Source organism: Mesorhizobium sp. CA12, assembly GCF_020165255.1.
In the GTDB taxonomy this organism is placed as follows: domain Bacteria; phylum Pseudomonadota; class Alphaproteobacteria; order Rhizobiales; family Rhizobiaceae; genus Mesorhizobium.
The window spans coordinates 281,356-301,720 of record NZ_JAIUHT010000007.1; the positions used below are offsets into that span (position 1 = coordinate 281,356).

The 20,365-nt window shown below is 64.4% G+C and carries 17 protein-coding genes; 9 read left to right on the forward strand and 8 right to left on the reverse strand.

The window, feature by feature from the left end:
* Positions 1 to 3 precede the first annotated feature (3 nt).
* The 3 genes from LB520_RS14725 to LB520_RS14735 all read left to right on the forward strand — a co-directional run bounded on the left by LB520_RS14725 (position 4) and on the right by LB520_RS14735 (position 3,699).
* The gene (locus tag LB520_RS14725; RefSeq protein ID WP_224637955.1) at positions 4 to 1,500 is read left to right on the forward strand and encodes a CpaF family protein; all 1,497 of its coding nucleotides are present in this window, start codon (positions 4 to 6) and stop codon (positions 1,498 to 1,500) included.
* A 155-nt stretch (positions 1,501 to 1,655) separates the two neighbouring features.
* Entirely contained in the window at positions 1,656 to 2,669 is a 1,014-nt protein-coding gene (locus tag LB520_RS14730) for a type II secretion system F family protein (protein ID WP_224637956.1), read from the forward strand.
* A gap of 13 nt (positions 2,670 to 2,682) precedes the next feature.
* Entirely contained in the window at positions 2,683 to 3,699 is a 1,017-nt protein-coding gene (locus LB520_RS14735) for a type II secretion system F family protein (RefSeq protein WP_224523405.1), read from the forward strand.
* 151 nt (positions 3,700 to 3,850) lie between these two features.
* Here the strand turns inward: LB520_RS14735 and LB520_RS14740 are convergent, their stop codons facing one another.
* Complete coding sequence (locus tag LB520_RS14740) at positions 3,851 to 4,678, reverse strand: tetratricopeptide repeat protein (RefSeq protein ID WP_224637957.1); 828 nt, start codon at positions 4,676 to 4,678, stop codon at positions 3,851 to 3,853.
* A gap of 124 nt (positions 4,679 to 4,802) precedes the next feature.
* On the opposite strand from LB520_RS14740, the gene LB520_RS14745 reads away from it, so the two are divergent.
* The 5 genes from LB520_RS14745 (at position 4,803) to pdeM (ending at position 11,021) form a co-directional block, all read left to right on the forward strand.
* Complete coding sequence (locus tag LB520_RS14745) at positions 4,803 to 6,167, forward strand: leucyl aminopeptidase family protein (RefSeq protein WP_224637958.1); 1,365 nt, start codon at positions 4,803 to 4,805, stop codon at positions 6,165 to 6,167.
* 68 nt (positions 6,168 to 6,235) lie between these two features.
* Complete coding sequence (locus LB520_RS14750) at positions 6,236 to 6,586, forward strand: MarR family winged helix-turn-helix transcriptional regulator (protein WP_224637959.1); 351 nt, start codon at positions 6,236 to 6,238, stop codon at positions 6,584 to 6,586.
* A gap of 37 nt (positions 6,587 to 6,623) precedes the next feature.
* Entirely contained in the window at positions 6,624 to 7,484 is an 861-nt protein-coding gene (locus LB520_RS14755; protein WP_224637960.1) for an NlpC/P60 family protein, read from the forward strand.
* A gap of 270 nt (positions 7,485 to 7,754) precedes the next feature.
* Positions 7,755 to 10,286 (forward strand): ligase-associated DNA damage response DEXH box helicase, encoded by a 2,532-nt coding sequence (locus tag LB520_RS14760; protein WP_224637975.1) that lies wholly within the window; start codon positions 7,755 to 7,757, stop codon positions 10,284 to 10,286.
* 18 nt (positions 10,287 to 10,304) lie between these two features.
* Positions 10,305 to 11,021, forward strand: a complete 717-nt coding sequence (gene pdeM, locus LB520_RS14765; RefSeq protein WP_224637961.1) for a ligase-associated DNA damage response endonuclease PdeM — start codon at positions 10,305 to 10,307, stop codon at positions 11,019 to 11,021.
* Positions 11,022 to 11,024: 3 nt separating this feature from the next.
* Here pdeM and LB520_RS14770 read toward each other — a convergent pair whose 3' ends face one another.
* The 4 genes from LB520_RS14770 to LB520_RS14785 are packed head-to-tail and all read right to left on the reverse strand — an operon-like array spanning position 11,025 to position 15,782.
* A complete protein-coding gene (locus tag LB520_RS14770; RefSeq protein WP_224637962.1) occupies positions 11,025 to 11,963 on the reverse strand; it encodes a dimethyl sulfoxide reductase anchor subunit family protein in 939 nt (312 codons plus the stop codon).
* A gap of 2 nt (positions 11,964 to 11,965) precedes the next feature.
* Complete coding sequence (locus tag LB520_RS14775; RefSeq protein WP_224637963.1) at positions 11,966 to 12,700, reverse strand: 4Fe-4S dicluster domain-containing protein; 735 nt, start codon at positions 12,698 to 12,700, stop codon at positions 11,966 to 11,968.
* The gene (locus tag LB520_RS14780; protein ID WP_224637964.1) at positions 12,697 to 15,627 is read right to left on the reverse strand and encodes a molybdopterin oxidoreductase family protein; all 2,931 of its coding nucleotides are present in this window, start codon (positions 15,625 to 15,627) and stop codon (positions 12,697 to 12,699) included. The genes LB520_RS14775 and LB520_RS14780 overlap by 4 nt, the downstream gene beginning before the upstream one ends.
* Positions 15,624 to 15,782 (reverse strand): hypothetical protein, encoded by a 159-nt coding sequence (locus tag LB520_RS14785; RefSeq protein WP_224523418.1) that lies wholly within the window; start codon positions 15,780 to 15,782, stop codon positions 15,624 to 15,626. The genes LB520_RS14780 and LB520_RS14785 overlap by 4 nt, the downstream gene beginning before the upstream one ends.
* Before the next feature lie 123 nt (positions 15,783 to 15,905).
* Here LB520_RS14785 and LB520_RS14790 point away from each other — a divergent pair, with 123 nt between their 5' ends.
* The gene (locus LB520_RS14790; protein WP_224637965.1) at positions 15,906 to 16,793 is read left to right on the forward strand and encodes a LysR family transcriptional regulator; all 888 of its coding nucleotides are present in this window, start codon (positions 15,906 to 15,908) and stop codon (positions 16,791 to 16,793) included.
* Between the two features lie 289 nt (positions 16,794 to 17,082).
* Here the strand turns inward: LB520_RS14790 and LB520_RS14795 are convergent, their stop codons facing one another.
* The 3 genes from LB520_RS14795 to LB520_RS14805 form a co-directional block, all read right to left on the reverse strand.
* Complete coding sequence (locus LB520_RS14795) at positions 17,083 to 18,339, reverse strand: Hsp70 family protein (RefSeq protein WP_224637966.1); 1,257 nt, start codon at positions 18,337 to 18,339, stop codon at positions 17,083 to 17,085.
* A 198-nt stretch (positions 18,340 to 18,537) separates the two neighbouring features.
* The gene (locus LB520_RS14800) at positions 18,538 to 19,329 is read right to left on the reverse strand and encodes a TIGR02186 family protein (RefSeq protein WP_095765916.1); all 792 of its coding nucleotides are present in this window, start codon (positions 19,327 to 19,329) and stop codon (positions 18,538 to 18,540) included.
* Positions 19,329 to 20,252, reverse strand: a complete 924-nt coding sequence (locus tag LB520_RS14805; RefSeq protein ID WP_095765915.1) for a sulfite exporter TauE/SafE family protein — start codon at positions 20,250 to 20,252, stop codon at positions 19,329 to 19,331. The genes LB520_RS14800 and LB520_RS14805 overlap by 1 nt, the downstream gene beginning before the upstream one ends.
* Positions 20,253 to 20,365 lie beyond the last annotated feature (113 nt).

Consider the following 20,365-nt stretch of genomic DNA (forward strand, 5'->3'; position numbering starts at 1 on the left):
ATCATGTTTGGTAAAAGAGGCAAAGACGACGGCAGCCGGGCAACGCCCGAATTCCGTCCGCCGGCATCCGCTCTCGCCGCCGCTCCAACCGGGACGATGACGGCCGAACGACCGGTCGCGCCGCCGTCCGCCACGCCGGCCGCGCCGCCGGCGCGCCGGCCCGTTGAGGCGCCGCCTATGGCGCCGGAGCCGCCAAGAAGGGTCCAGCGCGAGCGCTCCGAGACCTATTACGACACCAAAAGCCAGGTGTTTTCGGCGCTCATCGACACGATCGACCTGTCGCAGCTCGCCAAGCTCGATCCCGAAAGCGCGCGCGAAGAAATCCGCGACATCGTAAACGACATCATCGCGATCAAGAACTTCGCGATGTCAATCTCCGAGCAGGAAGAACTGCTCGAGGACATCTGCAACGACGTTCTGGGCTATGGACCGCTGGAGCCGTTGCTTGCCCGCGACGACATAGCCGACATCATGGTCAACGGCTCCAAGAACGTCTACATCGAAGTCAATGGCAGGGTCGAACAGACCGGCGTGCGTTTCCGCGACAACCAGCAGCTGCTCAACATCTGCCAGCGCATCGTCAGCCAGGTCGGCCGCCGCGTCGACGAATCGAGCCCGATCTGCGACGCACGCCTGCCCGACGGCTCGCGCGTCAACGTCATCGCGCCGCCGCTGTCGATCGACGGGACCGCGCTCACCATCCGCAAGTTCAAGAAGGACAAGCTGACGCTGGACCAGCTGGTCAAGTTCGGCGCCATCTCGCCGCAAGGCGCGGAAATCCTCAAGATCATAGGTCGCGTCCGCTGCAACGTCGTCATCTCGGGCGGCACGGGCTCCGGCAAGACGACGCTGCTCAACTGTCTGACTAACTATATCGACCGCGAGGAGCGCGTCATCACCTGTGAGGATTCGGCGGAACTACAGCTGCAGCAGCCGCATGTGGTCCGTCTCGAAACCCGGCCGCCCAATCTGGAGGGAGAGGGCGAGGTGACCATGCGCGACCTAGTCAAGAACTGCCTGCGTATGCGGCCGGAGCGGATCATCGTCGGCGAAGTGCGCGGACCGGAGGTGTTCGACCTGCTGCAGGCGATGAATACCGGTCACGACGGCTCGATGGGGACGATCCACTCGAACAGCCCGCGCGAATGCCTCAATCGTATCGAATCGATGATCGCCATGGGCGGCTATTCTCTGCCGCAGCGGACGGTGCGCGAGATCGTCGTCGGCTCGATCGACGTGATCATCCAGGCGGCTCGCCTGCGCGATGGCTCACGCCGCATCACCCACATCACCGAGGTGGTCGGCATGGAAGGCGACGTCATCATCACCCAGGACCTTGTGCTCTACAACATCAAGGGTGAAGACGCCGGCGGCCGGCTGGTCGGCGAGCATGTGTCGACAGGCATCGGCCGCCCGCATTTCTGGGACCGCGCCCGCTATTATGGCGAGGAGCAGCGCCTCGCCAATGCGCTCGAGGCGATGGAGAAACGCGCTGACTGATGCATCTGGAGGTTGGAAGCAATTCCAGGAAAGGCGTGATGCGGTCGAGTTCGGTGACTTCGCCGTAACTTTCCGTCCGCAATTGCGTCAAGGCAAAGAGACAGGACGGTTCGCCGTTTCCTTGGAACGGCGAAATGCCCTAGGGACCCCGGTCGATGTTCGGAATTGACACCACCGTACTGGCTTTCATCGTGCTTGCCGGCTTCAGCGCCGGCGCGGTGGCCTATGCTTTCCTGTTCACGCGCATCGACAACGAGAAGCAGGCCGGCAAACGGCTTCAGACCATCAAGACAGCCGAGACGGACCGGTCGGTGGTGAAAGCGACGCGCGACCGCGCCGCGGAGGCGGTCAAGCGGCGAAAAAATGTTCAGGACACGCTGAAGCAGCTCGACGAGAAGCAGAAGGCCAATGATCGCAACGTCAAGAAACCGCCGCTGAAGGTTCAGATCCGCCAAGCCGGCATGCAGGTTCCGATCGAGCGTTTCTATATCTATTCCGCTGTCTGCGGGATCATCCTGACGGCCGTTCTCTTTTTCCTCGGCGCGCCTCTATGGGCGCTGCCCGGTGCCCTGCTGGTGGGCGGCCTCGGCCTGCCGCGCTGGTTCGTGTCGTTTCGCCGCACACGTCGCACCAAGGCGTTCCTGGAAGAATTTCCGAACGCGCTCGACATCATCGTGCGCGCGGTCAAGTCCGGCCTGCCGCTCAACGATGCGATCCGCCTGATCGCCAACGAATCGCCCGAACCGGTCCGGTCCGAGTTCCGCCGCATCGTCGATTCCCAGCAGATGGGCATGTCGTTGCCCGACGCCGCCATGCGCATGCCCGAGACGATGCCGTGCAGCGAAGCCGGCTTCTTCGGCATCGTCATCCAGATTCAGTCGCAGGCCGGCGGCAACCTGTCCGAGGCGCTGGGCAACCTTTCGCGCGTCCTGCGCGACCGCAAGAAGATGAAGGCCAAGGTCCAGGCGCTGTCGATGGAAGCCAAGGCATCGGCCGTCATCATCGGCGCCTTGCCCTTCGTCGTCGCCTTCCTCGTCTATCTGTCGAGCCCGAACTACATCATGCCGCTGTTCACCACCAACGTCGGCAACCTGATCCTCGGCTGCTCGGGTGTGTGGATGTCGATCGGCATCCTGGTGATGCGCAAGATGATGAACTTCGAAGTGTAGGGGGGCGGATCCGGTGACAGAGCAGGTCGTCAAAACACTCACCGACCCTTCTTTCCTGATCGCGATGCTGGTCGGCATCGCCGTGTTCGCGACCGTCTTCACGCTCATGCCGGCGTTCGGCGGCACGTCGCTCAAGTCGCGCATGAAAAGCGTGGCGCTCGAACGCGACAAAATGCGCGCCGAGCAGCGTGCGCGGCTGGCAAACGAGGCCGACCGCCGCCGCAAGGGCCTGCGCGAGGAACAGTCCATCGGCATGCGCAACATCGTCGACCGCCTGGATCTCAGGCGCGCGCTTGCCGACGAAAGCACGATGCAGAAGCTCAAGGTCGCGGGCTTCCGCGGCCAGAACCCGCTGACGCGCTTCCTCTTTTTCCGCTTGGTCCTGCCATTCGTCGGTTTTGCCTTGGCGGCCATCTATCTGTTCTTGCTCGGCGGCCTGCCGCAGCAGCCGGCCTTCATCAAGCTGTTCGTCTGTGTCGTTGTCGCCTATGGCGGCTTCTATGCGCCGATCCTCTACGTCAACAACCGCGCGACCAAGCGCAAGCAGTCGATCCAGCTGGCGTGGCCGGACGCGCTCGACCTGATGCTGATCTGCGTGGAATCCGGCATGTCGGTGGAAGCGGCCCTGCGCAGGGTTGCCGACGAGATCGGCACGCAGTCGGTGGCCCTTGCCGAGGAATTCGTGCTCACCAATGCGGAGCTGTCCTATCTGCAGGACCGCAAGAACGCCTATGAGAACCTGGCAAGCCGCACCGGCCTGGAATCGGTGAAGTCGGTGTCCCAGGCCCTGGTCCAGGCCGAACGCTACGGCACGCCGGTGGCGCACGCGCTACGCGTGCTCGCCTCGGAAAGCCGCGACATGCGCATGAACGCCGCCGAGAAGAAGGCCGCGGCACTTCCGCCGAAGCTTACCGTGCCGATGATCCTGTTCTTCCTGCCGGTTCTGTTCGCCATCATTCTGGGACCGGCCGGCATCCAGGTCAGCCAGCGCGGCATCTTCGGCGACCAGCACAGCTCCTCGAGCCAGTAAAGCAATTGCAGGAAAAGTGTTGAGCAGTTTTCTGTCCGGAATTGCGTAAGAACAAAGAGATAGGCCGTTCGCTTCAAATCAAAAAGCCGCGCGGGATCCGCGCGGCTTTCTTTGATTTCAACGGTGGTCGATTTGGCAATGCCGTCCGCGGTCAGTTCGTGGCGACCTTCGCCTTGTTCTTGTCCTGATCCTTCAATTGGCTCCAGGCGTTCTGCTGGGCAAGCATCTGGCGCAGGTAGGCGACGTTGGCCTGCGCCTGTTCGGGCGACAGTTCCTGCGAGGCGATCTTCTCGGCTTCGTCGAAGCGGCCCTGCAGGCCGACGACCAGCGCGAGGTTCTGCCGCACCCTGCTGTCGGCGCCGGGCTGCCGCGCGGCCGAGCGCATATAGGTTTCTGCCGTGCGCAGGTCGCCTTCGAGCACATAGGACATGCCGAGATTGGACAGCACCGAAGGCTCGTTCGGCTTCAGTTCCAGCGCCTTGCGATAGTCTTGCCGCGCTTCGTCTTTCTGTCCCATCTGGTCGAGAATGGCGGCTTCCGCCGACACCAGCTTCCAGTCCGGATATTCGGGCGTCTGCGCGCGCCGCACGGCATCGAGGGCCGGTTCGAACTGGCCGTTGGCGGCGAGCGCCTTACCATAGGCCGCAAGCACCTCGCGATCCTTGGGATAGGCGATGGCCAGCTTGCGCATCACCGCCAGCGACTGGTCGGCATCGCCGTCCATCTGCAGTGCCGCCGCGAAGTTCATCGCGATGCGCTTGTCGCCTGGATTGCGGGCATAGGACCGGCCGAGCCTGGACGTGGCGGTACGCAATTCGCCGGACGACATCGTTTCCAGCGGCCTGCTGTCGGAGCGGGAGAGGGAGCCCGTGGTGAACTTGCTGGTGCTGCCGCAACCCGCCACGCTGGCCGCCAGCGCCGCCATCAAAGCCGTGGTGATCAGACGCTTGGCTGTAAGGTTCAACGCTTCGGTCGGCATCGGCGCCCGTCTCCATTCCTGTGCGGCCATTGGCTGGCCGTCTTCCCTCCGGCAGAAATATTCTGTTAACCCTAACGGACCGTTAAGAAGCGCCGACTCGGACGGTTCGGCCGGAGATCATCGCATGCCTGTCGAACTCGTTGAGCAGAAGCCGGAAGCCGCCTTGCCTGTTTATCTGGTGGCGAAGGACGCCCTTGAAGCCGCGGCACTGCCGCCCTCCGCCATCGCCTGGGCAAGAGCCAACGGTTTTTCCGGCGAAGCAGGGCGCACGCTGGTCTTGCCGGGCGAGGGTGGCGGCCTTGCCGGCGCGTTGTTCGGCACAGGCGATGGCGAGAGCGTTCTTGCCCTCGGCGCGCTCGCAAGGGCGTTGCCGGAGGGCGACTGGCATTTCGCGTCGCGCCCGGCGCAACCCGATCTCGCGGCGCTCGCGCTTGTCCTCGGCGGCTATGTCTTTACTCGCTACGGCAAGAAGCCCGGCAAGGCTGTGCGCTTCGCGCTGCCGGAGGGCGGCGACGCGGCGCATGTCCGCCGTATCGCCGACAGCGTGTTCCTGACACGCGATCTCGTCAACACGCCAACCAGCGACCTCGGTCCGGTCGAACTGGAAGAAGCCGCCCGAAAACTGGCGACCGCCCACGGCGCCGATGTCTCAGTGATCCATGGCGACGATCTGCTGATGCGGAATTTCCCGATGATCCACGCCGTCGGCCGGGCCTCCACCGGCGCGCCGCGGCTGATCGACTTGAACTGGGGACCGGGCGACGCGCCGAAGGTGACGCTGGTCGGCAAGGGCGTCTGCTTCGACACCGGCGGCCTCGACATCAAGCCGTCGTCGGGCATGCTTTTGATGAAGAAGGATATGGGCGGCGCCGCCAACGTGCTGGGTCTCGCCGCCATGATCATGGCGGCGAGACTGAATGTCCGGCTACGCGTGCTGATCCCCGCTGTCGAGAATTCGATCGCCGGCAATGCCTTCCGGCCCGGCGACGTGCTCAGGAGCCGCAAGGGCATCACGGTCGAAATCGGCAACACGGACGCCGAAGGCAGGCTGATCCTGGCCGACGCGCTGGCGCTGGCCGACGAGGAGCAGCCCGCTTTGCTGGTCGACATGGCGACGCTGACCGGAGCCGCCCGCGTCGCGCTGGGGCCCGATCTGCCGCCTTTCTACACCAACGACGAGACGCTTGCCGCCGACCTGGCCGCGGCGTCGGTCGCGGTCGAGGATCCACTGTGGCGCATGCCTTTGTGGCGCCCCTACGATGCAAAGCTTTCCTCGAAGGTCGCCGACATCAACAATGTGACGACGGACGGCTTTGCCGGATCGATCACCGCCGCGCTTTTCCTCAAGCGCTTTGTCGAGAAGACTCACAGCTGGGCGCATTTCGACATCTTCGCCTGGAACCCGGCCGACCGACCCTACGGCCTGACCGGCGGCGAAGCGCAAGGCATTCGCGCGCTGGAGCGGATAATTACGCAGCGATTTGCCTAGGCCGGAAGACCAAGGTGGCAGATCGTCACTGAAACGGAACCGAAACAATTTGCCGGCATGCTTGGGCAATGTCGATCTCGATGCGCCCGAGCCAGGCCTTGCGACTGTGGCAGCAGGTGATGCTGGCCCAGGTGCGCGACGGCGAGCCCGATCTCACCATGCGCCAGACGGCTATCCTGTTCACCATCTATCTCGATCCGCCGCCCCATACGGTGCGCGGGCTGGCCGCCAAGCTCAACGTCACCAAGCCGGTCATCACCCGGGCGCTGGACACGATGGGTGCGCTGAAGCTGGTCTCGCGCCACCGCGACGAACTCGACAAACGCAACGTGCTGATCCGGCGCACGGTGGAAGGCGCGCTCTTTGTCGAGCGCTTCGGCGATGGTATCGTCGCCAAGGCGCACGAACTGCCCATCTGACCTCATTGCCCCTATCTGATATGACTGGATTATCGATTTGACCGCCAGGGATGCCCGCCTTCATGCCTTCCGCTCCGACCTTGCCGATGCGAGGCTGAAGGGCGAGGTCGCCGCCGACCGCTTCGTCACCGGCCGCCCGGCGCGGATCACGGCGTCGGTCGCCGATCTGCGCAAGGCGCCGCGCCCCGACGCGGGCGTCAACACGCAGGCGCTGTTCGGCGACGACGTGCTCGTTTTCGAGGACGCGGAAGGCTGGGCCTGGGTGCAGGCCGAGCGCGACGGTTATGTCGGCTATGTGGCCGACAATCTGATTGGAGCACGCGAACATGCGCCCACGCACGTCGTCTCCGTGCCGCGCACCTTCCTCTATCCCGGACCGGATCTCCGCTTTCCGATCAGCGGGCAGCTGTCGATGGGGTCGACCGTGACGGTGACCGGCTCCGCCGAAACGCGCGGCACGCATTATGCGCTGCTGCCCTCCGGCCAGGCGATCGTCGCCCGCCATTTGCGGCCGATCGCCGAGCTGGCCGAGGATTACGTCACGGTCGCCGAAAGCTTCCTCGGCACGCCTTATCTCTGGGGCGGTGCCTCCGGCTTCGGCATCGATTGCTCCGGCCTCGTGCAGTTGGCGATGCGCATGACGGGCAAGGATGTCCTGCGCGACTCCGATATGCAGGCGGCGTCGATCGGCACGCCGTTTGAGCCGGGTCCGGACTATTCAGGTCTCCGGCGCGGCGATCTCGTCTTCTGGAAAGGCCACGTCGCGATCATGACCGACGAAAGAGACATGATCCACGCCAACGGCCACACCATGCTGGTCTCGCGCGAGGGCCTTAAAGAGGCTGTCGACCGCATCGGCTATCTTTATGGCGGTCCGACTGGGTTTCGGAGGCCGTAGCGCCTTCACCTCTCCCCCTGTGGGAGAGGTCGGATTGCCCCGATTTGTCCTTCACAAATCGGATGGCAATCCGGGTGAGGGGTAGCTTGGCGTCAAGCTTCATCGTCGTCCCAAGCCCCCGCGTCTCACTCCGCTGGAACACCCCTCATCCGTCTCGGCGCTAGCGCGCCGATCCACCTTCCCCCACAAGGGGGGAAGGAAGAATCGCGCTGATCCCCTTTTGTTCCGATTTTCCTTGGCGATTGCTTGCCGCCGCGCTACCTCTTGCGCGTGACCGAGCAGCCGCGCCTTGCCGAGCAGAATGCCGCCGTCCTGCTGCCTGAGCCATTCGTCAGATGGTTCGGCGAAAAGGGCTGGTCGCCGCGCGCCCATCAGCTCGAGCTGCTGTCGAAGGCTCAAAGCGACCAGTCGGTGCTGCTGATCGCGCCGACCGGCGCCGGCAAGACGCTGGCCGGCTTCCTGCCGTCGCTGACCGAGCTGGCCAGCCGTCCCAAGCGAAAGGCGGGCGAAGCCCGCCGTGGCATCCACACACTTTACATTTCGCCGCTGAAAGCGCTGGCCGTCGACATCGAGCGCAATCTCGGCAAGCCGGTTGAGGAGATCGGCTTGCCTATTACCATCGAGACGCGCACCGGCGACACGCCTTCGCACAAGCGCCAGCGGCAGAAACTGGCGCCGCCCGACATATTGCTCACCACGCCCGAGCAGCTCGCGCTGCTGATCGCTTCGAACGACGCAAAGCGCTTCTTCGAGGACCTGCGCTATGTCGTGCTCGACGAATTGCATTCGCTTGTCACCTCGAAACGCGGCCATCTGCTGGCGCTCGGCCTTGCGCGCTTGCGCGCCTTCGTCCCCGGGTTGCAAACCATAGGCCTGTCGGCCACGGTGGCCGAGCCCGACGAGCTGCGGCGCTGGCTGGTCAGTCAGGCTTCTCCAGGCGCCATGTCCGAGCTCATCGTCGTCACGGGCGGCGCGAAGCCCGAGATATCGATCCTCGACTCGGAAGAGCGGGTGCCCTGGGCCGGTCACTCCGCCCGCTACGCCACGCCTGAGATCTACCGCGAGATCAAGCGGCACAAGACCACGCTGCTGTTCGTCAACACGCGCAGCCAGGCCGAGCTGTTGTTCCAGGAGCTATGGCGCGTCAATGAAGACACGCTGCCGATCGCGCTTCATCACGGATCGCTTGATGTCGCCCAGCGTCGCCGCGTCGAGAAGGCCATGGGCGAAAACGCGTTGCGCGCCATCGTCGCCACCTCGACATTGGATCTTGGCATCGACTGGGGCGATGTCGATCTGGTCGTGCATGTCGGCGCACCGAAAGGCGCCAGCCGGCTCGCGCAGCGCATCGGCCGTGCCAACCATCGTATGGACGAGCCCTCAAAGGCGATTCTCATCCCGGCCAACCGTTTCGAGGTGCTGGAATGCCGGGCGGCGCTCGATGCCAATTATCTCGGCGCCCAGGACACGCCGCCGCTGGTCAATGGCGGGCTCGACGTGCTGGCCCAGCATGTGCTGGGCTGCGCCTGCGGCGCGCCGTTCCATGCCGATGTGCTCTTCGAGGAGATACGGACGGCCGCGCCTTACGTCAGCCTGGACAGGCCGACATTCGATCGGGTCATCGACTTCGTCGCCACCGGCGGCTACGCGCTGAGAAATTACGAGCGCTATGCCCGCATCCGTCAGACCAAGGAAGGCTTATGGCGGGTTTCAAATCCGGCCGTCGCCCAGCAATACAGGCTGAATGTCGGCACCATCATCGAAGTGCCGGCGCTCAATGTGCGCTACGTCCAGGCCGGCAGCAGAGGGGCGGCCTCGCGCGGCGGCAGGGTGCTGGGAAAGATCGAGGAAGCATTTCTGGAGACTTTGACCCACGGCGACACCTTCATGTTCGGTGGCAAGATCCTGCGCTTCGAAGGCATTCGCGAGAACGAGTGCTTCGTCTCGAACGCACCGGGCAGTGACGCGAAGGTGCCCTATTATGGCGGCGGCAAATTCCCGCTTTCGACCTATCTCGCCGAGCAGGTGCGGGCCATGCTCGACGACCCGCAACGCTGGAAGAAACTGCCTGAGCAGGTCGCTGACTGGTTAAGATTTCAGGCGGACAAGTCCGTTTTGCCGAAACGCGATGATCTGCTGATCGAGACTTTTCCACGCGGCAACCGCTATTACCTCGTCGCCTATCCCTTCGAAGGCAGGCTTGCCCATCAGACGCTGGGCATGCTGCTCACCCGCCGGCTGGATCGGGCGGGCGCGAAGCCAGTCGGTTTCGTGGCCACCGATTACGCGCTGGCCATCTGGTCGCTGGCCGACATGGGCTGGATGTTCAAGAACAGAAAACCGTCGCTGGCCACGCTATTCGATCAGGACATGCTGGGCGATGATCTCGAAGCCTGGTTCGCCGACAGCTGGCTGCTGAAGCGCACCTTCCGCAACTGCGCTTTGATTTCCGGACTGATCGAAAAGCGCCATCCCGGCAAGGAAAAAAGCGGCCGCCAAGTGACCATTTCGACCGACCTGATCTATGATGTGCTACGCAGCCATGAACCCGACCATATTCTGCTGCAGGCCACCCGTACGGATGCCGCGACCGGGTTGCTCGATGTCAGCAGACTTGCCGAGATGCTCTCGCGCATCCGCGGTAGAATCATGCATAAGAACCTTGAGCAGATATCGCCGTTGGCCGTGCCGATCATGCTTGAAATCGGCAAGATGCCGGTGAATGGCGAGGCGGACGAGACGCTGCTGATGGATGCCGCCACCCTCGTCGAAGAGGCCATGGGGCCGGAGATGGCGGACTGAAAGAAGGCCTAAGAGGGGATGAATTTTTCTTTGTCGCGCGCAACGCTGATCGCCGAGGCCGATCTCGTCGGCATCGCCGGCGAGCGCGCGGTCTGCGACCGACGCGGCGTGCTCTATTTCCCCGATCTGCGGCTGCTCGCGGTCTCCGACCTGCATCTCGAAAAAGGTTCATCCTTCGCCAGGCGCGGCGCGCTGATCCCGCCCTATGACACAGGCGCGACCTTGCTGCGGCTTCAGGCGGTGATCGCCGACTACCAGCCGCGGATCGTCGTCAGCCTGGGTGATTCCTTCCACGACGGCGGCGGTGCCGAGCGCATGCATCTGAGTTTTCGCGAAAGGCTTGAGGCGATGATGGCCGGCCGCGATTGGTTCTGGGTCGCCGGCAACCACGACCCGGATGCGCCAGCCGACCTGCCGGGCGAGACCGTGCGGGAACTCGCCATCGGTTCGCTGCTCTTTCGCCACGAGCCGTCGAAAGTCCGCGTGGAGGGCGAGATATCGGGCCATCTCCATCCGTGCGCGCGCATCGTTCAACGCGGGCGCTCGGTCAGGCGGCGCTGCTTTGCCGGCGACGGCGGCCGCATGATCATGCCGGCCTTCGGCGCCTATACCGGCTCGCTCAACGTGCTCGACCGCGCCTATGCCGGCCTGTTCCGGCTGGAGACGCTAATGGCCTATATGCTGGGCGCCGAACGCATTTTTGCTATCTCCGGCTCGATGCTCAGGCCGGGCTGAAGCTTACTCCCTGCCGTAATAAAGGATGACTGTATGCTTCGCCTCGGCGAAGAACAGCCAGCGCTCGACCAGCATGCCGGCGAGCTGCGCGACGGCGGCAAGCACGGAAGCGATCGCGCCCAAGGGCCATGGCACGAAGTATATGATCGCCAGCAGGGCTGCCGGCGTTGCAAAGGCCAGCGCCTGCGTGATCAGCCGCAACTTGGCGCTATGCTTGCGCGCGATGCGGAATCCCATTTCCTTCAGCAGATAGTTCTCTTCCGTGTGCGGCCACTCGATGGAACGCACCGTGCCGCCGGCAAGGCCGGTCGCTGTGTTGGCGGTGGTCGGGATTTCCAGCCGGTCATTGTAGCGCCAGGTCGCAAGCTTCCAGCCCCAGCCGGCGAGCGTGGCAAGCAGAGCCCAGATCGGCATCGCCGTTGAACCCAGCTTGAACCCCTGGAGCAAGGCGTTGGCGAGAACGCTACCGGTCATCGCCGCGAAGATGAGATAGGCCGGCAAAGTATAGCGGCTGTGCCACTGCGCGATCGGCTTCAACGAAGCATAGATCATGCCGGTCGTGCAGATTGTCATGACCGCACCTGCCGCCGCCAGCAGGCCGGCGATCGCTACCCAGCCGCCGCTCCTGCCGAGCAACACCCAGCCGATGCCGAACAGGCCGGCCGGAATGAAGGTGGCGACCGAGGCCACGCCTTCGCGCGACAGCCACGAACTGCGCCATTGCGAGAAAGCGCGCCAGGCTCGCTCAGGGCGGCCAAGATGGCCGGTCGAGGACAACAGGCCGGCCGCGATCAGGCCGAGCGCCAGCCCCATCCCGACAAGGCCAAACCAGAAATCGGCCGGGATCACGCCAGATCCGCCAAGCAGGCCGAGCAGCGCGAGCAGGCCGTAGCCTGCCCCGGTGGCGGTGGTGAAGAAGACGACCGAGAAGGCGGGATGCATGATCAGTTCGAAAGCATGCGGTCGATCCAGCCGAGGAAACCGCCCTCGGCCCGGATCGGCTCCAGCGCCGGCGCGTCCACCTTCGCCGCGCGTTGGCTGCGGGCGCGCGGCGGCAGATATCTGTTGGTCGGCTGGTAGCCGAGCTCCGGCATCAGCGCGACGCCGCCACGCTCCTCGACAAGCTGCGAGATCGCCGAAGCCGGATCGCCGAGATCGCCGAAATGCCGGGCGCTGGTCGGGCAGGCGGCGACACAGGCCGGCACGCGGTCTTCCACTGCCAGATTGTCGTTGTAGATGCGGTCGACGCACAGCGTGCATTTCTTCATCACGCCGACATCGGTGTCGAATTCACGCGCGCCGTAAGGACAGGCCCAACTGCACAATTTGCAGCCGATGCACTTGTCCTCGTCGACCAGCACGATGCCGTCCGAGGCACGCTTGTAGGAGGCGCCGGTCGGGCAGACGGTGACGCAGGCCGGCTGCTCGCAATGCAGGCAGGAGCGCGGGAAGTTCACCGTGCGGTCGCCCTGTTCGGTCGTGTGCTCGTAACTATGCACCCGGTTGAACCAGACGCCGTCGACATGCCCGCCATAGGGATCGATGTCCGTCAGCGGCGCCATGTGGCCGCCAGTGTTCCACTCCTTGCAGGCGGTGACGCAGGCCTGGCAGCCGACGCAGGTGTCGAGGTCGATGACGAGGCCGAGTTTTTTCTCGGTTCGAGCGGGAAGACAGGTCATTCGGCGGCTTCCCTCTTCATGCGGAATTCCGTGCCGAAGCGAAGCACGTCAGGCGATGGCTCGAAATGCGGTGGCTGTGCAAAACGCTCGAAATGCGGCTCGGTGAAGCCGGCTTCCTCCGCCGCGCATTTGACGATCCGCACGCGCACGTCAAACCACGCGGCCTGTCCGGTGACCGGATCGGAATTCGAATAGCGCTTGCCGTTGGCATCGGCCGCCGTCTGGTCGCCGATGATATGGTTGAGCAGGAAACCGCGATTGCTCTCCGCCGCATCGTCCTTCAGGCCCCAGCTGCCGCGCCGCTTGCCGATCGCGTTCCAGGTCCACACCGTGTCCGGGTTCACGCCGTCGATCAGCTTAATCTGGCCTTTCACCCTTCCGTTGACGCTTTCGATCCACACCCAGTCGTCGTCGGAAAGGCCAAGCTCGGTGGCGGTCTGCCTATGCACGAACAGCCGGTTTTGGCTGGTGATCTGCCGCAGCCACGCATTCTGCGATCCCCAGGAATGGTACATGTGCATCGGCCGCTGCGTCAGCGCATGCAGCGGATATTTTTGCAGGTCGACGGTGCTGTCCTCGAAGGGCGCGTACCAGAAGGGCAGCGGGTCCATATAGGCCTCGATGCGGCCGCGCTCGGCGTCCGGCGGCTGCACCTCGCCATGGCCGCGCCCGGCAAGCCTGAACCGCTGCATCGGCTCCGAGTAGAGCTGGAAGACGATAGGCTCGGCCTTGGAAATGAAACCCATCTCTACGGCGAAGTCGAGATAGGCACGGTTGCCCATCTTGTAATAGCGCTGCTCGTCGGAAAAATCGTGGTGCCAGAAGCCGCCATTGTCGATGTAGCGCTGCAGCTGGTTGGGGTTGACGTCGCCCCTGCCGATCGAGCCGCCATTCTCGCCGCGCCAGCCGGCTAAAGGGCCGATGCCGGGCGTGCGCTCGTGGTTGACGATGTAGTCGGCATAGTCGCGGTATTTGGCTGAGCCGTCCTCGTCGACAAAGCCCGGCAGACCAAGCCGCGCGCCGAGCTCGATCAGCACCGACTGGAACGGCCGCACGTCGCGGTCCGGTTGCACCACGGGATGGCGGATGGCGTCGCCCGGACCGTCGGCATGGCTGATCGGCCGGTCGAGCAGGCTGATGCAGTCGTGCCGCTCGAGATAGGTGGTGTCGGGCAGCACCAGGTCGGCGAAAGCCACCGTTTCGGAATAATAGGCGTCGGAATAGATGATGAACGGGATCTTGTAGGTGCCCGCCTCGTCCTTGTCGGTCAGCATACGAACGGTCTCGACCGTATTCATCGACGAGTTCCACGCCATGTTCGACATGTACATCATCAGTGTGTCGATCGGATAAGGATCGCCGGCCCAGGCATTGCGGATCACCGAGTGCATCAGCCCGTGCGCGGCCAAGGGTGCTTCCCAGGAATAGGCCTTGTCTATGCGGGTGGGTCGGCCGGCCTCGTCGACGAGAAGATCGTCCGGGCCGCAGACGAAGCCGAGCGGCATGCCGTCCAGCGGCGTCATCGGCTGGGCGTTTTTTCCGCATGGCTTCGGCCCCGGCGGCGCCGGGCGCGGGTAGGGCGGCTTGAAGCGGAAGCCGCCCGGAACGTCCACCGTGCCGAGCAGCACCTGCAGCAGATGGATGGCGCGGCAGGTGTGAAAGCCGTTCGAATGGGCCGAGATGCCGCGCATGGCATGCATCGAGACGGGGCGGCCCCTGATCGTCTCGTGTCGCCGGCCTGCCCAATCGGTCCAGGCGACCGGCAGCTCGATCGTCTGCTCGAAGGCGACATGCGCCAGTTCCGCCGCGATGCGCCTGATCGTGTCGGCATCGACACCACAGCGCTCCGCTACCGCGTCCGGCGAATAGGTCTCGTCAAGATAGCGTTCGGCGATGAGCTGGAAGACCGGCACGCAACGCCGCCCGCCGATCTCATAGCTGCCGGTCAGCGCCGGCTTTGCTTCGGGGTCGGCTGCGTTGACCGGCCGCTTCGCCATCCTGTCCCATGCAAGCGGGTTGCCGCCGTCGTCACGAACGAACAACCCGTCATCGGCGGATCCCGGTTCTTGCACGACCAGCACGGGCGCGTTGGTGTAGCGCAGCAGATAGTCGAGATCGACGCGTCCGGCCTTGAGCAGTTCGTGGACGAGCGCCAGCACGAACAGGCCGTCCGTGCCGGGGCGAATGCCGATCCAGTCGTCGGCGATGGCATTGTAGCCGGTGCGGCAGGGATTGATCGAAACCACCTTGGCCCCGCGTGCCTTGAGCTTGCCTAGGCCGATCTTGATCGGGTTGGAATCGTGGTCTTCGGCGACGCCGAACAGCATGAAGTATCTGGTGTTGTCCCAGTCGGGCTCGCCGAATTCCCAGAACGAGCCGCCGATCGTATAGAGGCCGCCGGCCGCCATGTTGACCGAACAGAAGCCGCCATGGGCGGCGAAGTTGGGTGTGCCGAATTTTGACGCCCACCAGCCGGTCAGCGATTGCGACTGGTCGCGCCCGGTGAACAAGGCAAGCTTCCTCGGATCGGTGCGGCGGATCGCCGACAGCCTTTCGGTCGCGATGATCAGCGCTTCCTCCCACTCGATCTCGCGGAATTCGCCTGAGCCGCGCGGACCTGTGCGCAGCAACGGCTTCTTCAGCCGCGCCGGACTGTAATGCTGCATGATGCCGGCGCTGCCCTTGCCGCAGATCACGCCCCGGTTCACCGGATGGTCCTTGTTGCCGTTGATGTAGCGCACCTTGCCGTCCTTGATGTGGACGTCGATGCCGCAGCGGCAGGCGCACATGTAGCAGGTGGTCTTGGCGATGCGGTCGGAGACGCTTGGCGAGGTCTCGACGCCATCGCCCTCCTCTGGCGCTCGGCTGTCCGCCAGCGGCCGTTGCGAGGGGGCGGAATTGGCGCCGCGCGGCTCGGCCCTGCTCATGATCCGCGAACGCTCTTGCCGCTCGCCATCTTGGCCTTCGTCTTGGGGCCGGGGCCGCGCATGTAGTGGAGCTCGGGATGATAGCGCTCACCGGCGAGCTGCCGCTTCAGCCGGCGGCTCCAATGCGCGAATAGGGATTTGAAGCGCCCTGCCATTTCCCGCTCTTGGCCTCTGACGACCAGTTTTTTCCAATTTCCTGCAAAAACTTAGAACAAAGCTATTGATGCGTCTAACAAGCAGCTCTTGTAATTCCGATCGATTTTGCTTCTTAGTTAGCCATGACCCTCGATCAGTTGCGCATCTTCGTCGCCGTCGCCGAGCACGGCCATATGACCAAGGCCGCCGAGCGGCTCGGCATCTCGCAGTCGGCGGCGTCGGCTGCCATTCGCGCGCTCGAAAGCCAGCACGGCGTGCGCCTGTTCAACCGGGTCGGCCGCAACATCGAGCTGGCTCAGACCGGCCACCGCTTCCTGCCGGAGGCGAAGGCGGTTCTGGATCGCGCCGCGGCGGCCCGCGGCGTGCTGGAGGATGTCTCGCAGACCGTCGCCGGCAGCCTGTCGATCGCGGCCAGCCAGACCATCGCCAGCTACTGGCTGCCGCGCCGCCTGGCGTCCTTCCACGAGGCCTATCCTGCCGTGAAGCTCAGCGTAACGATCGGCAACACCCGGCAGGTCGAGACCAATGTGCTGGATGGCCGCGCCGATTTCGGCCTAGTCGAGGGCCGCACCGAATCCGACATCCTGCGCCGCGCCACGGTCGACGAGGATCGCCCGATGCTGGTGGTGGCGCGCTCGCATCCCGAAATTCCGACGACGCGGGCGGGAAACCTCGACATCAGGGCATTGCGCTGGATCATCCGGGAAGGCGGGTCGGGCACGCGCGAGGCGCTGGAGGATTTCGCGCTCAGCCATGGGGTCCCGCCGGCGGAGCTCCAGATTTTCCTCGTCCTGCCCAGCAACGAGGCGGTGCGCCAGGCCGTCGAGGCTGGCGCGGGGGCGACGATCATCTCGGAACTGGTGGTCGCGCGCTCCCTGGCGGAAGGCAGCCTCAGGGCCGTGCCGGTCGAATTGCCGAAGCGCGACTTCGCCATGATCACCCACCGCGACCGCCAGGCGAGCCTCGCGCAGATGGCGCTGAAGGCGCATCTTGGTGGAAAGGCCAGTTGAGCCCAGGCGGCATCCGAACTATGTCATTTGGATGCTGATCATTGCGAACGCTCGCGATTAGCCGAAAGCCTCCGAACTTCGTCATCCAAGGGCGGAGCGACGCGAAGCGGAGCGTAGACCCGAGGATCCATTCCGTGACCTTCGACGTGGAATGCAGCGGAGCAGAATTCTGCACCGGAGCAACGCTTCAAAGTCACGGAATGGATCCTCGGGTCTGCGCCGCGTCGCTTCGCTCCTTGCTCCGCCCGTGGATGACGAAGTGACTGGCGTCTTAGTCAACCTCCAGCCCTCACGCATATTTGCGCTGCGCGTCGAGCGCGAGTCCCAGGCCGACCGAGCCGAACATGTCGCCTTCGATGACCGATGCCTGCGGCACCAGCGCCAGGATCTGCCGTTTCGCCAGCGGGATGGCGGTCGAACCGCCGGTGAGGAACACGGCGGTGATGGCCGAAGCAGGGATGCCGGCGTCGGCGATCGTCTGTTTGACCGTCGCGGCCACGCGTTCGATATCGCTCGCAATGGTCTCCTCGAGGCCGGCGCGCGTGATCTCGGCCGCGAAGCGCGCGCCGGGTAGCGACACCTTCACTTCGGCCGAGGGCTGGTCCGTGAGCGCGATCTTGGCCCTCTCGACCAAGCCCGCCATCGCATGGCCGTAGCGATGCTCGACGACGTGGATGAAGCGGTCGACGAGGTCGGCCCGCTCGGCCTCGTAGCGGATCTGTCGCAGGTCGTTCATCGCCTTGGCGGTGTAGACGAGGTTGATGCGCTGCCAGGTCGCAAGGTCGATAAAGTAGGCCGCGGGCAGGTTCCGTTTGTGGTCCTTGGTCCGCGTCAGATAGCCGAGCTCGGGCATGACATGGACGATGCTGAGCAGCCGGTCGAAATCGGTGCCGCCGATATGGATGCCCCGGTTGGCTAATATGTCGGCCTTGCGGTCGGTCGAGCGGGCGCGCTCCGGCGAAACCCGGACGATCGAGAAGTCGGAGGTGCCGCCGCCCATATCGACGATCAGCGCCAGCTCCTCGCGGGAAACCTTCTGCTCGTAATCGAGCGCCGCCGCGATCGGCTCGAACTGGAAGGCGATGTGCTTGAAGCCTTGCGCGCGCGCCGCCTTTTCCAATTCACCCTGCGCCTTCGCATCGGCAGCCGCGTCGTCGTCGACGAATTGCACGGGCCTGCCCAGCACGACGTTGTCGACCGGACCGCCGGCATCTTCTTCCAGCCGCTTCTTGAGGTGGTCGATGAACAGGCCGACGATGTCGATGAAGCCGATCTGGCGTGCCTTGATGCGCGTTTTCTCGTTGGCAAGCGAACTGCCAAGCACGCTCTTCAGCGAGCGCATCAGCCGCCCTTCGATGCTGTCGGTATAGTCGCTGATCGCACGGCGGCCGAAATAGGTGTAGCCGTCCTCGAAGTTGAAGAACACGGCGCTCGGCAGAGTAGGCTGCTCGCCCTCCAGCGCCACCAGCCGCGCCCGGCCGTTGCGGATCACGCCCACGGTGGAATTGGACGTGCCGAAATCGATGCCGCCGAATGCCGATCGCATCGCAGCCTCCTGTCTTTGCTTCATGGCGGCATATCGTCGGCGACGCGTTGCGCGCCGTCATCCGGATTGCCGGACCGCTCTGCCGATCGAAATGTCTGTGCTTGTCCCTAGGCTGGGAGGCGGCGATGTATCGCAAAACCGGGAAAAGGGAAACCCTGTTTCGAACGGAAAACGGGTCTTCCGATCCTTCCCGAAGCATCAATCCTTGCGGAAGATGAGCCGGCCCAGCCAGCCGGTCAGCATGGCCAGCGATATCGCAAACACGCCGTAGAGGAACGAATCGTCATGCGCGACGCGGAAGACCGATTGCTCGAAGCCGGATTTGCGGATTTCGAGCTGGGCCGAGCTTTCCTTGACGAACATGCCGCTCTTGAACAGGAACGCGCGGGCTTTATGGGTTCCGACCGGCACGTTGGGCGCGAGGCGCACGGTGGCGCGAAACAGGTTCTGCGACAGAAATTGCACGCCGCCGACATTCTCGCTGTAGAGGCCCGTCGCTGCCTTGCGGTCGCGGAGCGCGGCGGTGAATTCCTCGATCGTCGCCGGGCTGTCGGTCTCGTCGGCGGGCTTCATGTAGAGGTTCTGCGCGCCCAGCGAGAGCTGCTTGTATTTGGCGGGCTCGGCGATGTCCTGCAGCGGTCGCGTCGTCGCGACGGAATAGGAAACCGGCACGTTCTCGAACGTCTCCGAATCCAGATTGATCCAGACGCCGAGCACCCGGTCCTTGCGCCGGACGACGACCGGCCTTGGCGGCCCTTCGAGCACGACGATCACGTCGTAGCGCCCCTGGCGCGCGATCAGCGGATCGGGATTCTCCAGCGATCCGAAGATCGTCAGGTCGGCGCCGGAGAAGCCCGCCGTGATGGAAATGGCATCCGTCGACAGGCCGATCTGAATGCTTTCGGCGGGCGGCGTCTGCGCCGTCGCCGGGGAAAGGGCAAAGAGCATCGACAACGAGACGGCGGCTGCAAATGCTCGTCGCGCCGCCATCAGTTGAGCCCCGCGGCGGACAGAGAATAGAGATTGGGCGGCGTCACGAAGAGATCGGCGGCAAGGCGGATGGCGACGGCCAGCACCAGCATCGCCAAAAGGGCGCGCAGCTGTTCGCCGCGTAGCCTCTGGCCGGCCTTGGCGCCATATTGCGCGCCGGCGACGCCGCCGGCCATCAGCAGGAAGGCCAGGATCACGTCCACCGTCTGGTTGGTCGTGGCATGCACCAGCGTCGTATAGGCCGAGGTGAAGATGATCTGGAACAGCGAGGTGCCGATGACGACATTGGTCGGCACCTTGAGCAGGTAGATCAGCGCCGGCACCATGATGAAGCCGCCGCCGACGCCCATGATCGACGACAGGAAACCTATCCCGGCGCCGAGCCCGAGCACAGGGATAACACTGACGAACAGCTTCGAGGCGCGGAAGCGCATCTTGAACGGCAGCCGGTGGATCCAGTTGTGCTGGCCGGATTTCTTGAGGACGGGCGCGGCGCCGCTGCGGCTGGCTCGCAGCGCGTTGACGCTTTCGAACAGCATCAGCCCGCCGACCGTGCCGAGCAGCACGACGTAGAGCAGCGAGATGAACAGGTCCAGCTGGCCGAGCCGGCGCAAGAGCGCAAAGACGAAGATACCGGCCGTCGAGCCGACGATGCCGCCGGCCAAAAGCACGCCGCCCAGCTTGAAGTCGAGCGTGCCGCGCTTGAAATGTGAAAGCGCGCCGGAGAAGGAGGAGGCGATGACCTGGTTTGCGCCGGTGGCGACGGCGATTGCCGGCGGGATGTTGTAGAAAATCAGAAGCGGCGTGATCAGGAAGCCGCCGCCGACCCCGAACATGCCCGACAGGAAACCCACCGCGGCGCCCATCGCGAGCAGCACGAAGATGTTGACGGAAATTTCCGCGATCGGGAGATAGATGCCCACCCGTCTGTCTCGATCAGTTTGTCTGCCGGCGCACAGTGCCGTCCCCGGACAGTAAAGCACCGAAAAGCCAATTTTTTCTTGCGCCGGCGCGGCAGCGGGATCAAGCCCGCTGC

Coding starts and splice junctions, on each gene's coding strand:
- LB520_RS14725 (WP_224637955.1), top strand. CDS start 4: ATGTTTGGTAAAAGAGGCAAAGACGACGGCAGCCGGGCAACGCCCGAA.
- LB520_RS14730 (WP_224637956.1), top strand. CDS start 1,656: ATGTTCGGAATTGACACCACCGTACTGGCTTTCATCGTGCTTGCCGGC.
- LB520_RS14740 (WP_224637957.1), bottom strand. CDS start 4,678: ATGCCGACCGAAGCGTTGAACCTTACAGCCAAGCGTCTGATCACCACG.
- LB520_RS14745 (WP_224637958.1), top strand. CDS start 4,803: ATGCCTGTCGAACTCGTTGAGCAGAAGCCGGAAGCCGCCTTGCCTGTT.
- LB520_RS14750 (WP_224637959.1), top strand. CDS start 6,236: ATGTCGATCTCGATGCGCCCGAGCCAGGCCTTGCGACTGTGGCAGCAG.
- pdeM (WP_224637961.1), top strand. CDS start 10,305: ATGAATTTTTCTTTGTCGCGCGCAACGCTGATCGCCGAGGCCGATCTC.
- LB520_RS14770 (WP_224637962.1), bottom strand. CDS start 11,963: ATGCATCCCGCCTTCTCGGTCGTCTTCTTCACCACCGCCACCGGGGCA.
- LB520_RS14775 (WP_224637963.1), bottom strand. CDS start 12,700: ATGACCTGTCTTCCCGCTCGAACCGAGAAAAAACTCGGCCTCGTCATC.
- LB520_RS14780 (WP_224637964.1), bottom strand. CDS start 15,627: ATGAGCAGGGCCGAGCCGCGCGGCGCCAATTCCGCCCCCTCGCAACGG.
- LB520_RS14785 (WP_224523418.1), bottom strand. CDS start 15,782: ATGGCAGGGCGCTTCAAATCCCTATTCGCGCATTGGAGCCGCCGGCTG.
- LB520_RS14790 (WP_224637965.1), top strand. CDS start 15,906: ATGACCCTCGATCAGTTGCGCATCTTCGTCGCCGTCGCCGAGCACGGC.
- LB520_RS14795 (WP_224637966.1), bottom strand. CDS start 18,339: ATGCGATCGGCATTCGGCGGCATCGATTTCGGCACGTCCAATTCCACC.
- LB520_RS14800 (WP_095765916.1), bottom strand. CDS start 19,329: ATGGCGGCGCGACGAGCATTTGCAGCCGCCGTCTCGTTGTCGATGCTC.